The sequence below is a fragment of the Endozoicomonas sp. ALE010 genome (genome assembly GCF_049310165.1).
In the GTDB taxonomy this organism is placed as follows: Bacteria; Pseudomonadota; Gammaproteobacteria; order Pseudomonadales; family Endozoicomonadaceae; genus Endozoicomonas.
In genome coordinates this window covers 1-16507 of sequence record NZ_JBLYNV010000050.1, presented here as the reverse complement: position 1 = coordinate 16507, position 16507 = coordinate 1, and the positions used below count along the sequence as shown (strand labels likewise).

Here is a 16507-nt window from a genome sequence, read left to right as displayed (position 1 = left end):
ACTTGAGTCATGATGGGAGGAAGACGATTACGGGCTGTTTGTTTTCTTCCTCTTTGTCGGGTTGGTTTGTTCTCCTGAATGTTCTTCGGCGGTTAAGTCACCGTGATCTGAGGGTTGCCTGTCATCAGCAGTAACGCATGCCGCATCTGCCCACCTTCTTTTAAGTGATACAGAGCCATGCCCCTGTGGCGGGATGCCTGTCCTGATCTTTATTTGATCAATATATGGTTTCATTAAATCGTTGTTCAAAAGCTGGTTAGCCGGGATTTCAATGACCTCAAATCCTGCTTTTTGCAGCAGTGCGATTTTCAGCAGGGTTGAACCATTCCTGGTTTTAAAATCACCACCCACATAATGAGAGGGACCCTGAACTTCAATCACCATGTTGTGATCTGGCAGTAGCAGGTCAACCGGAGGTAATGAGTTCAGACTCTTTTCTTCTTCAATCTGCAAAGAGGGAATGCATGATTGGAGTTGATTGCGGAAGTCGGCTTGAGGTTTTGAAATAGTTGTCCGGTAATGGGGGACGACAGGACAGGCCCTACCTAGCCAACTTGCTGCCATGGCAATAACGGATTGATCCTCTAAGTTATCCGGAGATGTATTTTTCACGCGAGTAAACAAGTCATCCATGTGCTTTTCAAGCCAGTGATTGTTATTGGCGTCTGGTGACAACCTGGCACAGCATACCATTACTCCCCAAAGGGACATCAATATCGTTTGCTGAGAGAGCTGAGGATTTTCACTGATGCGGTCGACAAGCGATTCGAACGTAGAGATAACCACGTTCAGCTCAAGGAGTTCACCCAGTTTCGCCATGGCCCACAGCAGGTTGGCGATTCCCTGGGCTTTAAATTGGTCTTTCTTTGCGTTCACGTGAGGCAACAGAGCAGTCACGGCCTCGTGAAGCCCTGTTGTTCGATCCTGCCCGCTATCCATCAGTTTCGCCATTGCCCACAGCAGGTTGGCGATACCCTGTGGTTTAAAGTTACCTTTCTGTGCGTTCACGTGTGGCAAAAGCGCAGCCACGGCCTCTTTAAGCTGTGGTGTCCTATCCTCCCCGTTGTCCAGCAGTTTCGCCATGGCCCACAGAAGGTTAGCGATTCCCAGGGCATTAAATTGGTCTTTATGTGTGTTTACGTGGGGCAACAGGGCGGCCACGGCCTTTTTGGGCTCTGTTGTTAGCTCTTGCCCGTTGTCTACAAGTTTCGCTATGGCCCACAGCAGGTTGGCGATACCCTGTGGTTTAAAGTTTGCTTTCTGTGCGCTCACGTGGGGCAACAGCGCAGCCAACGCCTCGTTGAACTCTGGTGTTCGCTTTTGCTCGTTGTCCACCAGTTTCGCCATGGCCCACAGCAGGTTGGCGATATGCTGAGGAATAAATTGGTCTTTGTTTGCGTTCACGTGGGGCAACAGCGCGGCCACGGCATCATTGAGCCCTGGTGACCACTTCTGCCCGTTGTCCAACAGTTTCGCTATGGCCCACAGCAGGTTGGCGATACCCTGTGGTGTAAAATGAGCTTTCTGTGCGTTCACGTGGTGCAACAACGCGGCCACGGCCTCTTTGAGACCCGGTATCCACTCCTGCCCGTTGTTCACCAGTTTCGCCATGGCCCACAGCAGATTGGCGATACCCTGTGATTCAAAGTGAGCTTTCTGTGCGTTCACTTGGGACAACAGCGCGGCCACGGTCTCGTTGAGTTCTGGAGTCTGCTCGTGCCCGTTGTCCACCAGTTTCGCCATGGCCCACAGCAGGTTGGCGATACCCTGGGCATCAAATTGGTCCTTCTGTGCGTTCACATGGGGCAACAGCGCAGCCACGGCCTCTTTGAGCTCTGGTGCCCGCTCTAGCCCACTGCCCACCAGTTTCGCCATGGCCCACAGCAGGTTGACAATACCCTGTGGTTTAAAGTTAGCTTTCTGTTCATTTACGTGGGGTAACAGCGTAGCCACGGCCTCGTTGAGTTCTGGTGTCTGTTCCTGTCCGTTGTCCACCAGTTTTGCCATGGCCCACAGCAGGTTGGCGATATGCTGAGGAATAAATTGGTTTTTTTTGGGGTTCACGTGGGGCAACAATGCGGCCACAGCCTCTTTGAGCCCTGGTGTCAACTCATGCCTGTTATCCACCAGTTTCGCCATGGCCCACAGCAGGTTGGCAATTTCCTGTGGTTTAAAGTTGGTTTTCTGTGCGTTCACGAGGAGCAACAGTGCGGCCACGGCCTCGTTGAACTCTGGTGTCTGCTCCTGCCCGTTGTTCACCAGTTTCGCCATGGCCCACAGCAGGTTGGTGATTTCCTGTGGTTTAAAGTGAGCTTTCTGTGCGTTCACGAGGGGCAACAGCACGGCTACGGCCCCGTTGAGCCCTGGTGTCTGCTCGTGCCCGTTGTCCACCAGTTTCGCCATGGCCCACAGCAGGTTGGCAATTTCCTGTGGTTTAAAGTGAGCTTTCTGTGCGTTCACGAGGGGCAACAGCACAGCTACGGCCCCGTTGAGCCCTGGTGTCTGTTCGTGCCCGTTGTCCACCAGTTTCGCCATGGCCCACAGCAGGTTGGCAATTTCCTGTGGTTTAAAGTTATCTTTCTGTGCGTTCACGTCGGGCAATAGCCTGGCCAGGGCCTCATTGAGCCCCGGTGTCCGCTCCTGGCCCTTGTCCACCAGTTTCGCCATGGCCCATAGAAGGTTGGCGACACCCTGGGCATTAAATTGGTCTTTCTGTTCGTTCACGAGGGGCAACAGTGCGGCCACAGCCTCGTTGAACCCTGGTGTTCGCTCCTGCCCGCTGTCTACCAGTTTTGCCATGGCCCACAGCAGGTTGGCGACACCCTGGGCATCAATATCCCTGGATTGAGGTTTTTGGTTGCACTTGAATATTATTGCATCAAGTAGCGTTGACAGTAACGCAGCTTGAGTATGCTTAACACGCTCCTCCATGGGGTTATGAGGGGTAAATACACCCGCTGAAGTCAATGAATGAAGTGTTGTCGTCAGGCTTCGCCAATTCCAGCTCCGTGTTACGGAAAAATTTTGCAGTGAACGTATCAGCTGGCTTTGTTCTGCTCGATTTAATGGTCTTTTAGACGCTGACGTGTATTTTTTAATTGAATTGGCATATTGACCGTGATGTCTCCCATCGTAGCGATCACCGAAACGATAAGATTTACTCACCAGGTCATCCATTATTTCCTGTCTGGTGAGAGCATTAAAATCTTGAGCTGGGTTTACTGAACGGTACTGTAGATGTTGAGAAGAGCGTGTGAAAGAAGAATGGTAAAATTCATGACGCACCGGGGCAGTGCGGGAGGGGTTATCCCATTGTTTGACTGTGGCATATATATATCGTCCACGCCGTGAAGAAGCGGCATGGCCACCCGGTCGGTTATAATAATTATCTGATCTTGTGTATTGACCACCGATACCAGCAGAGTTTCTATCCATAACTATATTTCATTAATTCATGAGAATATAAAAAGCAGACTGCTGTTCTGTTCAGAAGTTCATTTTGCTGGAATGTTGATCAATGTAAGCAGTGGGAGAAACTCATCTGCTCCTGATGCCAACCATCCATTATCTTCAAATCATCCGGGGCGAAATTCAGGGGCAACAGGTCTTCAGCTGGTAGAACTTTACTTGAATGTGAAAACGGTTCCTGGGTGGAAGGGAGGGGGGGGTTACTGGCTGTTTTTTCTCTTCCTCCTGGCTGGTTTGCCGGTTTGTTCTTCTAACTGTTTTTCGGCGGTCAGGTAACCGTGATCTGAGGGTTGCCTGCCTTTATCAGCAGTAACGTATGCCGCATCTGCCCACGTTCTTTTAAGTGATACAGAGCCATGCCCCTGTGGCGGGATGCCTGTCCTGGTCTTTATTTGATCAATGTACGGTTTCATTAAATCCTGATTCCAAAGCCTGTTAACCGGAATTTCAATGACCTCAAATCCTGCTTTTTGCAACAGTGCAATTTTCAGCAGAGTCGAACCCTTCCTGGTTTTGAAATCACCACCCACGTAATGAGAGGGCCCCTGAACTTCAATCACCATGTTGTGATCTGGCAGTAGCAGGTCAACCGGAGGTAATGAATTCAGACTCTTTTCTTCTTCAATTTGCAGAGATGGAATACATGATTGGAGTTGATCGCGGAAGTCGGATTGAGGTTTTGACATGATTATCTGGTAATGGGGGACGAACGGGCATGATCTCCCAAGCCAACTTGCGGCCATGGCAATAACGTATTGTTCCTCTTCATTATTGTCTGGATTGTCTGGGAATGTATTTTCCAGGCGAGTAAACAGATCATCCATGTGCTTTTCAAGCCAGTTATTTTTGTTGGCATCGGAGACCAGATACAATCTGGCACAGCATACCATTACTCCCCAGAGGGACATCAATATCGCTTGCTGAGAGAACTGAGGGTTGCCACTGATTCGGTAGACAAGCGATTTAAACGTGGATGTTACCACGTTCAGCTCAATGAGTTCGCCCAGTTTCGCCATGGCCCATAGCAGGTTAACAGTCTCCTGTGGTATTAAGTTAGCTTTCTGTGCGTTCACACGAGGCAACAGCGCGGCCACGGCCTCGTTGAGCTCTGGTGTCCACTCTTGTCCGTTGTCCACCAGTTTTGCCATGGCCCACAGCAGGTTGGCGATTTCCTGTGGTTTAAAGTGAGCTTTCTGTATGTTCACGTGGGATAGCAGGGCGACCACAGGCTCTTTGAGTTCTGGTGTCCGTTCTTGCCCGTTGTCCAGCAGTTTCGCCATGGCCCACAGCAGGTTGGCGATTTCCTGTGGTTTAAAGTGAGCTTTATGTGCGTTCACGTGGGGCAACAACGCGGCCACGGTCTCTTTGAGTCCTGGTGTCCGCTCCTGCCCGTAGTCCACCAGTTTCGCCATGGCCCACAGCAGGTTGGCAATACCCTGTGGTTTAAAGTTAGCTTTCTTTGCGATCACCTGGGGCAACAGCGTGGCCACAGCCTCTTTGAGCCCTGGTGCCCGCTCCAGCCCGCTGCCCACCAGTTTCGCCATGACCCACAGCAGGTTGGCAATAGCCTGGGCATTAAATTGGTCTTTCTGTGCGTTCACGTTGGGTAACAGCGCGGCCACGGCCTCTTTGAGCCCTGGTGTCCGCTCCTGCCCGTAGTCCACCAGTTTCGCCATGGCCCACAGCAGGTTGGCAATACCCTGTGGTTTAAAGTTAGCTTTCTTTGCGATCACCTGGGGCAACAGCGTGGCCACAGCCTCTTTGAGCCCTGGTGCCCGCTCCAGCCCGCTGCCCACCAGTTTCGCCATGACCCACAGCAGGTTGGCAATAGCCTGGGCATTAAATTGGTCTTTCTGTGCGTTCACGTTGGGTAACAGCGCGGCCACGGCCTCTTTGAGCCCTGGTGTCCGCTCCTGCCCGTAGTCCACCAGTTTCGCCATGGCCCACAGCAGGTTGGCAATATGCTGAGGTATAAATCGGTCTTTCAGTGCGTTCACGCAGGGCAACAGCACGATCACGGTCTCTTTGAGCCCTGCTGTTTGTTCCTGCCCGTTGCCCACCAGTTTTGCCATGGCCCACAGCAGGTTGGTAATACCCTGTGCATTAAATCGGTCTTTATGTGCGTTTACCCGGGACAACAGCGCGGCCACGGCCTCGTTGAACGCTGGTGTCTGTTCCTGCCCGTTGTCCACCAGTTTCGCCATGGCCCACAGCAGGCTGGCGATTTCCTGTGGTTTAAAGTGAGTTTTCTGTGCGTTCACGTCGGGCAATAGCCTGGCCACGGCCTCATTGAGCCCTGGTGTTCGCTCCTGCCCGTTGTCCACCAGTTTCGCCATGGCCCACAGCAGGTTGGCAATATGTTGAGGAATAAATGGGTCTTGCTGTGCGTTCATGTGGGGCAACAGTACGGCCACAGCCTCGTTGAGCCCTGATTTTCGCTCCTGCCCGCTGTCTACCAGTTTCGCCATGGCCCACAGCAGGTTGGCGACACCCTGGGCACCAATATAGCTGGTTTCAGCTTTTTGGTTGCACTTGAATATGATTGCATCAAGTAGTGCTGACAATAAGTGAGCTTGAGTAAGCTTAACACGCTCATCCATTGGTTTATGAGGGGTGAAAACACCCGCTGAAGTAAATGAGTGAAGTGTTGTCGTCAGGCTTAACCAATTCCAGCTCCGCGTTGCTGTGAAATTTTGCAGAAAACGCATCAGCTGGCCTTGTTCCGCTCGATTTAACGGTCTTTTAGCAGCTAACGTGTATTTTTTAATTGAACTGGCATATTGACCGTGATCTCTCCCATCATAGCGATCACCGAAACGATAAGATTTACTCAGCAGGCCAGCCATTATTTCCTGTCTGGTGAGGGTATTGAAATCTTGAGCAGGGTTTACTGAACGGTACTGTAGATGTTGTGAAGAGCGTGTGAAAGAAGAATGGTAAAATTCATTACGCCCTGGGGCAGTGCGGGAGGGGGTATCCCATTGTCTGACTGTGGCATATCTATATCGTCCACGTCTTGAAGAAGCGGCATGGCCACCCGGTCGGTTATAATAATTATCTGATCTTGCGTATTGACCACTGATACCAGCAGAGCTTCTATCCATAACTATATTTCATTAATTCATGAGAATATAAAAAGCAGACTGCTGTTCTGTTCAGAAGTTCATTTGGGGCGAAATTCAGTGACAACAGGCCTTCAACGTTGGTAGAACTTTCCTGGAATGTGAAAACGGTTCCTGGGTCGAAGGGAGAGGATTACTGGCTGTTTGTTTTCTTCCTCTTTGCTGGTTTACCGGTTTGCTCTTCTGAATGTTCTTTGGCGGTTAAGTAACCGTGATCTGAGGGTTGCGTGCCTTTATCAGCAGTAACGTATGCCGCATCTGCCCACCTTCTTTTAAGTGATACAGGGCCATGACGTTGTGACGAGATGTCTACCCTGGCCTTTATTTGATCAATACATCGTTTCATTGAATTCCGGTTCCAAAGCATGTTAATTGGGATTTCAATGACCTCAAATCCTGCTTTTTGCAACAGTGCGATTTTCAGCAGCGTCGAACCATTCCTGGTTTTGAAATCACCACCCACGTAATGAGAGGGACCCTGAACTTCAATCACCATGTTGTGATCTGGCAGTAGCAGGTCAACCGGAGGCAATGAGTTCAGACTCTTTTCTTCTTCAATCTGCAAAGAGGGAAAGCTTGATTGGAGTTGATCGCGAAAGTCGGATTGACGTTTTGACATGGTAGTCTGGTAATGGGGGACGACCGGGCACGCTCTCCCAAGCCAGCTTGCGGCCATAGCAGTGATGGATTGATCTTCTTCATTGTCTGGGGAGGTGTTTTCCAGACGAGTAAACAGGTCATCCATGTGTTTTTCAAGCCAGTTATTGTTATTGGAGTCTAGAGACAACCTGGCACAGCAAACCATTACTCCCCAGAGAGACATCAATATGTTTTGCTGTGAGAGCTGAGGGGTTTCACTGATTCGGTAAACAAGCGATTCGAACATAGAGGTAACCATGTTCAGCTCAACGAACTCACCCAGTTTCGCCGTGGCCCACAGCAGATTGGCGATTTCCTGTGGTTTAAAGTTAGCTTTCTGTGTGTTCACGTGGCGCAACAGCGCGGCCACGGCCTCGTTAAACTCTGGTGTCCGCTCCTGCCCGCTATCCACCAGTTTCGCCATGGCCCACAGCAGGTTGGCGATAGCCTGTGGTGTAAAGTTATCTTTCTGTGCGTTCACGTGTGGCAACAGCGTGGCCAGGGCCTCTTTAAGCTCTGGTGTCCTATCCTGCCCGTTGTCCAGTAGTTTCGCCATGGCCCACAGCAGGCTGGCGATTTCCTGTGGTTTAAAGTTAGCTTTCTCTGGGTTCACTTGTGGCAACAGCACGGCCACGGCCTCTTTAAGCTGCAGTGTCCGCTCCTGCCCGTTGTCCACCAGTTTCGCCGTGGCCCATAGCAGGTTGGCGATTTCCTGTGGTTTAAAGTTAGCTTTCTGTGTATTCACGTGGGGCAACAGTGCGGCCACGGCCTCTTTGAGCGCTGGTGTCCGCTTCTGCCCGCTGTCAACCAGTTTCGCCATGGCCCAAAGCAGGATGGTGATACCCTGGGCATTAAATTGGTCTTTCTGTTCGTTCACGTGGGGCAACAACGCGGCCACGGCCTCTTTGATCTCTGATGTCCGCTCCTGCCCGTTGTCCACCAGTTTCGCCATGGCCCACAGCAGGTTGGCGAAATGCTGAGGAATAAATTGGTCTTTCTGTGCATTCACGCAGGGCAGCAGCGCGGCCACGGCCTCGTTGAGCCCTGGTGTCCGCTGCTGGCCGTTGTCCACCAATTTCGCCATGGCCCACAGCAGGTTGGTAATACCCTGTGCATCAAATCGGTCTTTATGTGCGTTTACCTGAGACAACAGCGCGGGCACGGCCTCGTTGAACTCTGGTGTCTGCTCCTGCCCGTTGTCCACCAGTTTCGCCATGGCCCACAGCAGGTTGGCGATTTCCTGTGGTTTAAAGTGAGCTTTCTGTGCGTTCACGCAGGGCAACAGCGCAACCACACCCTCGTTGAGCTCTGGCGTCTGCTCCTGCCCGTTATCCACCAGTTTTGCCATGGCCCACAGCAGGTTGGTGACACCCTGGGCATTAAATTGTTCTTTCTGTGCGTTCACGTGGGGCAACAGCGCGACCACGGCCTCGTTGAACTCTGGTGTCTGCTCCTGCCCGTTGTCCACCAGTTTCGCCATGGCCCACATCAGGTTGGCGATTTCCTGTGGTTTAAAGTGACCTTTCTGTGCGTTCACGTAGGGCAATAGCCTGGCCACGGCCTCATTGAGCCCTGGTGTCCGCTCCTGCCCGTTGTCCACCAGTTTCGCCATGGCCCACATCAGGTTGGCGATTTCCTGTGGTTTAAAGTGACCTTTCTGTGCGTTCACGTAGGGCAATAGCCTGGCCACGGCCTCATTGAGCCCTGGTGTCCGCTCCTGCCCGTTGTCCACCAGTTTCGCCATGGCCCACAGCAGGTTGGCAATATGTTGAGGAATAAATTGGTCCTTCTGTGTGTTCACGTGGGGCAACAGTGCGGCCACAGCCTCGTTGAGCACTGGTTTTCGCTCCTGCCCGCTGTCTACCAGTTTCGCCATGGCCCACAGCAGATTGGCGACACCCTGGGCACCAATATAGCTGGTTTCAGCTTTTTGGTTGCACTTGAATATTATTGCATCAAGCAGTGTTGACAATAAGGCAGCTTGAGTAAACCTAACACGATCATTCAAGGGGCTATGAAGGGTAAAAACACCCGCTGAAGTCAATGAATGAAGTGTGGTTGTCAGGCTTAGCCAATTCCAGCTTCGCGTTGCTGTGAAATTTTGCAGCAATCGCATCAGCTGGCTTTGTTCCGCTCGATTTAACGGTCTTTTAGACGCTGACGTGTATTTTTTAATTGAACTGGCATACAGGCCATGATCTCTCCCGTCATAGCGATGGCCGAAACGATTCGATTTACTCACCAGGCCATCCATTATTTCCTGTTTGGTGAGAGCATTAAAATTTTGAGCAGGGTTTACTGAACGGCGCAGTAGATATTGAGAAGGGGATGTGGCAGAAGATTGGTAAAATTCATTACGCCCTGGGGCAGTGCGGGGGGGATTATCCCATTGTCTGACTGTGGCATGTCTATATCGTCCACGCCTTGAAGAAGCGGCATGGTCATTCGTTTGGTTGTAATCATTATCTGATCTTGCGTATTGACCACTGATACCAGCAGAGCTTCTATCCATAACTATATTTCATTAATTCATGAGAATATAAAAAGCAGACTGCTGTTCTGTTCAGAAGTTCATTTTGCTGGAATGTGAAAACGGTTCCTGGGTCGAAGGGCAGGGATTACTGGCTTTTTGTTTTCTTCCTGTATCCTGGTTTGCCGGTTTGCTCTTCTGAATGTTCTTCGGTGGTTAAGTAACCGTGATCTGAGGGTTGCCCGCCTTTATCAGCAGTAACGTATGCCTCATATGTCCACTCACTTTCAAGTGATACAGAACCATGCTCCTGTGGCGAGATGCCTATCCTGGTCTTTATTTGATCAATGTATGGTTTCATTAAATCCTCATTCCATAACCTGTTAACCGGAATTTCAATGACCTCAAATCCTGCTTTTTGCAACAGTGCGATTTTCAGCAGAGTCGAACCCTTCCTGGTTTTGAAATCACCACCCACGTAATGAAACGGTCCCTGAACTTCAATCACCAGGTTGTGATCTGGCAGGAGCAGGTCAACCGGAGGCAGTGAGTTCAGACTCTTTTCTTCTTCAATCTGCAAAGAGGGAAAGCATGATTGGAGTTGATCGCGGAAGTCGGATTGAGGTCTTGACCTGATAGTCTGGTAATGGGGGACGAACGGGCATGCTCTCCCAAGCCAACTGGCGGCCATGGCAATGATGCGTTGATCCTCTTCATTGTGCAGGAATGTATTTTCCAGACGGGTAAACAGGTCATCCATGTGCCTTTCAAGCCAGTTATTTTTGTTGGCATCAGAGACCAGAGACAATCTGGCACAGCATACCATTAACCCCCAGAGAGACATAAATATGTCTTGCTGAGAGAGCTGAGGATTTTCACTGATTCGGTAGACAAGCGCTTCGAACGTAGAGATAACCACGTTCAGTTCAAGGAGTTCACCCAGTTTCGCCATGGCCCACAGCAGGTTGGCGATTCCCTGTGGTTTAAAGTTAGCTTTCGCTGCGTTCACGTGAGGCAACAGCACAGCCACGGCCTCGTTAAACTCTGGTGTCCGCTCCTGCCCGCTATCCGCCAGTTTCGCAGTGGCCCACAGCAGATTGGCGATTTCCTGTGGTTTAAAGTTAGCTTTCTGTGTGTTCACGTTGCGCAATAGCGTGGCAACGGCCTTGTTAAACTCTGGTGTCCGCTCTTGCCCGCTATCCACCAGTTTCGCCATGGCCCACAGCAGGCTGGCGATTTCTTGTGGTTTAAAGCTATCTTTCTGTACGTTCACGAAGGCCAACAGCCTGGTTACGGCCTTTTTGAGCTGTGGTGTTCGCTCCAGCCCCTTATCAACCAGTTTCGCCATGGCCCAAAGCAGGTTGGCGATTTCCTGTAGTGTAAAGTTACCTTTCTGTGCGTTCACGTGGGGCAACAGCGTGGCCAAGGCCTCTTTGAGCTGTGGTGTCCGCTCCAGACCCTTATAAACCAGTTTCGCCATGGCCCATAGCAGGTTTGTGATTCCCTGGGCATTAAATTGGTCTTTATGTGCGTTTACGTGGGGCAACAGCGCGGCCACGGCCTTGTTGAGCCCTGGTGTCTGCTCGTGCCCGTTGTCCACCAGTTTCGTTATGGCCCACAGCAGGTTGGCGATATGCTGAGGAATAAATTGGTCTTTATGTGCGTTCACTTGGGATAAAAGCGCGGTCACAGTCTCTTTGAGCCCTGGTGTTTGCTCCTGCCCGTTGTCTACCAGTTTTGCCATGGCCCACAGCAGGTTGGTGATACCCTGTGGTGTAAAGTTTGCTTTCTGTGCGCTCACGTGGGGCAACAGCGCAGCCACAGCCTCTTTGAGCCCTGGTGTCAACTCATGCCTGTTATCCACCAGTTTCGCCATGGCCCATAACAGGTTGGCGATTTCCAAGGCATTAAATTGTTCTTTCTGTGCGTTTACGTGGGGTAACAGCGCGGCCACGGCTTTGTTGAGCCCTGGTGTCTGCTCTTGCTCGTTGTCCACCAGTTTCGCCATGGCCCACAGTAGGTTGGCGATATGCTGAGGATTAAATTGGTTTTTTTTTGCGTTCACGTGGGGCAACAGCGCAGCCACCGCCTCGTGGAACTCTGGTGTTCGCTTTTGCCCGTTGTCCACCAGTTTCGCCATGGCCCACAGCAGGTTGGCGATACCCTGTGGTTTAAAGTTTGCTTTCTGTGTGCTCACGTGGGGCAACAGCGCAGCCACTGCCTCGTTGAACTCTGTTGTTCGCTTTTGCCCGTTGTCCACCAGTTTCGCCATGGCCCACAGCAGGGTGGCGATACCCTGTGCTGTAAAGTTAGCTTTCTGTGCGCTCACGTGGGGCAACAGTGCGGCCTCGGCCCCGTTGAGCACCGGTGTTTGCTCCTGCCCGTTGTCCACCAGTTTCGCCATGGCCCACAGCAGGTTGGCGATTTCCTGTGGTTTAAAGTGAGCTTTCTGTGCGTTCACGTGGGGCAACAGCGTGGCTACGGCCTCTTTGAGTTCTGGTGTCTGTTCCTGCCCGTTGTCCACCAGTTTTGCCATGGCCCACAGCAGGTTGGCGATATGCTGAGGAATAAATTGGTTCTTTTTTGCGTTCACGTGGGGCAACAGTGCGGCCACAGCCTCTTTGAGTCCTGGAGTCAATTCATGCCTGTTATCCACCAGTTTCGCCATGGCCCACAGCAGGTTGGTAATGCCCTGGGTGTTAAATTGGTCTTTCTGTGCTTTAACGTGAGGCAATAGCCTGGCCACGGCCTCATTGAGCCCTGGTGTTCGCTCCTGCCCGTTGTCCACCAGTTTCGCCATGGCCCATAGCAGGTTGGCAATATGCTGAGGAATAAATTGGTCTTTCTGTGCGTTCACGTGGGGCAATAGTGCGGCCACAGCCGTGTTGAGCCCTGGTGTTCGCTCCTGCCCGCTGTCTACCAGTTTCGCCATAGCCCACAGCATGTTGGCGATTTCCTGGGCACCAACATAGCTGGCTTCATGTTTTTGGTTGCACTTGAATATTATTGCATCAAGCAGTGTTGACAATAAGGCAACTTGAGTATGCTTAACACGCTCATCTATGGGGCTATGGGTAGTAAAAACACCTGCTGAAGTAAATGAGTGGAGTGTCGTCGTCAGGCTTCGCCAATTCCAGGTCCGCGTTGCTGTGAAATTTTGCAGCAAACGCATCAGCTGGCTTTGTTCCGCTCGATTTAACGGTCGTTTAGCAGCTGACGTGTATTTTTTAATTAAGCTGGCATATTGACCGTGATGTCTCCCATCATAGCGATCACCGAAACGATAAGATTTACTCAGCAGGCCATCCATTATTTCCTGTTTGGTGAGGCTATTGAAATCTTGAGCAGGGTTTACTGAACGGTACTGTAGATGTTGAGAAGAGCGTGTGAAAGAAGAATGGTAAAATTCATTACGCCCCGGGGCAGTGCGGGAGGGGGTATCCCATTGTCTGACTGTGGTATATTTATATCGTCCACGCCTTGAAGAAGCGGTTTGGTCATCCGTTTTTTTGTCATCATTGCCTGATCTTGCGTATTGACCACTGATACCAGCAGAGCATCTATCCATAACTATATTTCATTAATTCATGGAAATATAAAAAGCAGACTGCGGTTCTGTTCAGAAGTTCATTTTGCAGTAATGTGGAAACGGTTCCTGGGTCGAAGGGAGAGGATTACTGGCTGTTTGTTTTCTTCCTCTTGGCTGGTTTACCGTTTTGTTCTTCATGATGTTCTTCGGCGGTTGAGTAACCATGATTTGAGGGTTGCCTGCCTTTATCAGCAGTAATGTATACCGCATCTGCCCAACTTCTTTTAAGTGGTACAGAGCCATGCCCCTGTGGCGGGATCCCTGTCCTGATTTTTATTTGATCAATGTATGGTTTCATTAAATCCTGATGGCAAAGCCTGTTAACCGGAATTTCAATGACCTCAAAACCTGCTTTTTGTAACAGTGCGATTTTCAGTAGAGTCGAACCATTCCTGGTGTTGAAATCACCACCCACGTAATGAGACGGTCCCTGAACTTCAATCACTATGTTGTGATCTGGCAGGAGCAGGTCAACCGGAGGTAATGAATTCAGACTCTTTTCTTCTTCAATCCGCAAAGAGGGAAAGCATGATTGGAGTTGATCGCGAAAGTCGACCTGGGTTTTTGAAATATTTGTCTGGTAATGGGGGACGACTGGACACGTTCTGCCAAGCCAAATGGCGGCCAGGGCAAGGATGGATTGATCATCTTCATTGTTCGGGAATGTATTTTCCAGGCGAGTAAACAGGTCATCCATGTTCTTTTCAAGCACGTTAATGTTATTGGTATTGGAGAACAGAGACAATCTGGCACAGCATACCATGACTCCCCAGAGAGACATCGATATGTCTTGCTGAGAGAGCTGAGGGTTGTCACTGATTCGGTAGACAAGCGATTCGAACGTGGATGTAACCACGTTCAGGTCAACGAGTTCACCCAGTTTCGCCATAGCCCACAGCAGGTTGGCGATGCCTTGGGCATTAAATTGGTCTGTTTGTGCGTTCACGTGTGGCAACAGCGCGGCCACGGCCTCATTGAGTTCTGGTGTCTGCTCCTTCCCGCTGTCCACCAGTTTTGCCATGGCCCAGAGCAGATTGACGATTTCCTGTGGTTTAAAGTTAGCTTTCTGTGGGTTCACGTGGGGCAGCAGCCCGACCAGGGCCTCATTGAACTCCGTTGTCCGCTCCTGCCCGTTGTCCACCAGTTTCGCCATGGCCCACAGCAGGTTGGCAATACCCTGTGGTGTAAAGTTAGCTTTTTGTGCGTTCACGTGGGGTAACAGTGCGGCCACGGCCTCATTGAACTCTGTTGTCCTCTCCTCGCCGTTGTCCACCATTTTCGCCATGGCCCACAGCAGGTTGGTGATACCCTGAGGTTTAAAGTTGGTTTTCTGTGCGTTTACGAGGAGCAACAGTGCGGCCACGGCCTGTTTGAGTTCTGGTGTCTGCTCCTGCCCGTTGTCCACCAGTTTCGCTATGGCCCACAGCAGGTTGGCAATTTCCTGAGGTTTAAAGTTGGTTTTCTGTGCGTTCACGAGGAGCAACAGTGCGGCCACGGCCTCTTTGAGTTCTGGTGCCTGCTCCTGCCCGTTGCCCACCAGTTTCGCCATGGCCCACAGCAGGCTGGCGATTTCCTGTGGTTTAAAGTTGGTTTTTTGTGCGTTCACGAGGAGCAACAGTGCGGCCACGGTCTGTTTGAACCCTGGTGTCTGCTCCTGCCCGTTGTCCAGCAGTTTCGCCATGGCCCACAGCAGGTTGGCGATATGCTGAGGGATAAGTTGATCTTTCTTAGCGTCCAGGTAGGGCAACAGCGCGGCCACGACCTCGTTGAGCCCTGGTGACCGCTCCAGCTCGCTGTCCATCAGTTTCGCCATGGCCCACAGCAGGTTGGTAATATCCTGGGCATTGAATTGGTCTTTCTGCGCCTTCACGTGGGGCAACAACACGGCTACGGCCACTTTAAGTTCTGGTGTCCGCTCCTCCCCTTTGTCCACCAGTTTCGCCATGGCCCACAGCAGGTTGGCGATTTCCTGTGGTGTAAAGTTAGCTTTCTGTGCGTTCACGTGGGGCAACAGCACGACCACGGCCTCGTTGAGCCCTGGTGTCTGCACCAGCCCTTTGTCCACCAGTTTCGCCATGGCCCACAGCAGGTTGGCGATATGCTGAGGAATAAATTGGTTTTTCTGTGCATTCACGTGGGGCAGCAGCGCGGCCACGGCCTGTTTGAGTTCTGGTGTCTGCTCCTGGCCGTTGTCCACCAGTTTCGCCATGGCCCACAGCAGGTTGGCGATATGCTGAGGAATAAATTGGTTTTTCTGTGCGTTCACGTGGGGCAGCAGCGCGGCCACGGCCTCTTTGAGCTCTGGAGTCTGCTCCTGCCTGTTGTCCATCAGTTTCGCCATGGCCCACAGCAGATTGGCGATACCTTGTGGTGTAAAGTTAGCTTTCTGTGCGTTCACGTAGGGCAACAGCACGGCCTCGGCCTCGTTGAGTTCTGGTGTTTGCTCCTGGCCGTTGTCTACCAGTTTCGCCATGGCCCACAGCAGGTTGGCGATTTCCTGTGGTTTAAAGTTAGCTTTCTGTACGTTCACGTGGGGCAACAACGCAACCAGAGCCTCTTTGAGCCCTGGTGTTTGCTCCTGCCCGTTGCCCACAAGTTTCGCCATGGCCCACAGCAGGTTGGCGATTTCCTGTGGTTTAAAGTTATCTTTCTGTACGTTCACGTGGGGCAACAGCGCGACCACGGCCTCATTTAACTCTGTTGTCCGCTCCTGCCCGTTGTCCACCAGTTTCCCCATGGCCCACAGCAGGTTGGCGATACCCTGTGGTCTGAAGTTAGCTTTTTGTGCGTTCAATTGGTTCAACAGCGCGGCCAAGGCTTCTTTGAGTGCTGGTATTTGCTCCTGCCCGTTGTCCACCAGTTTTGCCATGGCCCACAGCAGGTTGGCGATACCCTGTGGGTTAAAGTTAGCTTTCTGTGTGTTAACGTGGGGCAGCAGCGCGGCCACGGCCTGTTTGAGTTCTGGTGTCTGCTCCTGGCCGTTGTCCACCAGTTTCGCCATGGCCCACAGCAGGTTGGCGATACCCTGTGGGTTAAAGTTAGCTTTCTGTGTGTTAACGTGGGGCAGCAGCGCGGCCACGGCCTCGTTGAGCTCTGGCCTCCGCTTCTGCCTGTTGTCCGCCAGTTTAGCCATGGCCCATAGCAGGTTGGCGATTCCCCGTGCATCAATGTCCCTGGCTTGAGGTTTTTGGTTGCAGTTAAATATTATCGCATCAAGTA

Annotated in this window: 5 protein-coding genes; all 5 read right to left on the bottom strand. The window is 51.5% G+C overall.

From position 1 onward, the window contains the following. Nucleotides 1-27 precede the first annotated feature (27 nt). On the bottom strand, nt 28-3435 hold the full coding sequence (locus ACO6UY_RS18040; protein ID WP_422490806.1) for a DUF1601 domain-containing protein: 3408 nt from the start codon (nt 3433-3435) through the stop codon (nt 28-30). Nucleotides 3436-3668: 233 nt separating this feature from the next. Then, nucleotides 3669-6572, bottom strand: a complete 2904-nt coding sequence (locus tag ACO6UY_RS18035) for a DUF1601 domain-containing protein (RefSeq protein ID WP_422490804.1) — start codon at nt 6570-6572, stop codon at nt 3669-3671. Nucleotides 6573-6723: 151 nt separating this feature from the next. Next, a complete protein-coding gene (locus ACO6UY_RS18030; protein WP_422490803.1) occupies nt 6724-9741 on the bottom strand; it encodes a DUF1601 domain-containing protein in 3018 nt (1005 codons plus the stop codon). Nucleotides 9742-9847: 106 nt separating this feature from the next. After that, nucleotides 9848-13267 (bottom strand): DUF1601 domain-containing protein, encoded by a 3420-nt coding sequence (locus ACO6UY_RS18025; RefSeq protein ID WP_422450748.1) that lies wholly within the window; start codon nt 13265-13267, stop codon nt 9848-9850. Nucleotides 13268-13373: 106 nt separating this feature from the next. Continuing rightward, nucleotides 13374-16507: DUF1601 domain-containing protein (locus tag ACO6UY_RS18020; RefSeq protein WP_422490801.1), on the bottom strand; the 3134-nt coding region annotated here is incomplete at its 5' end.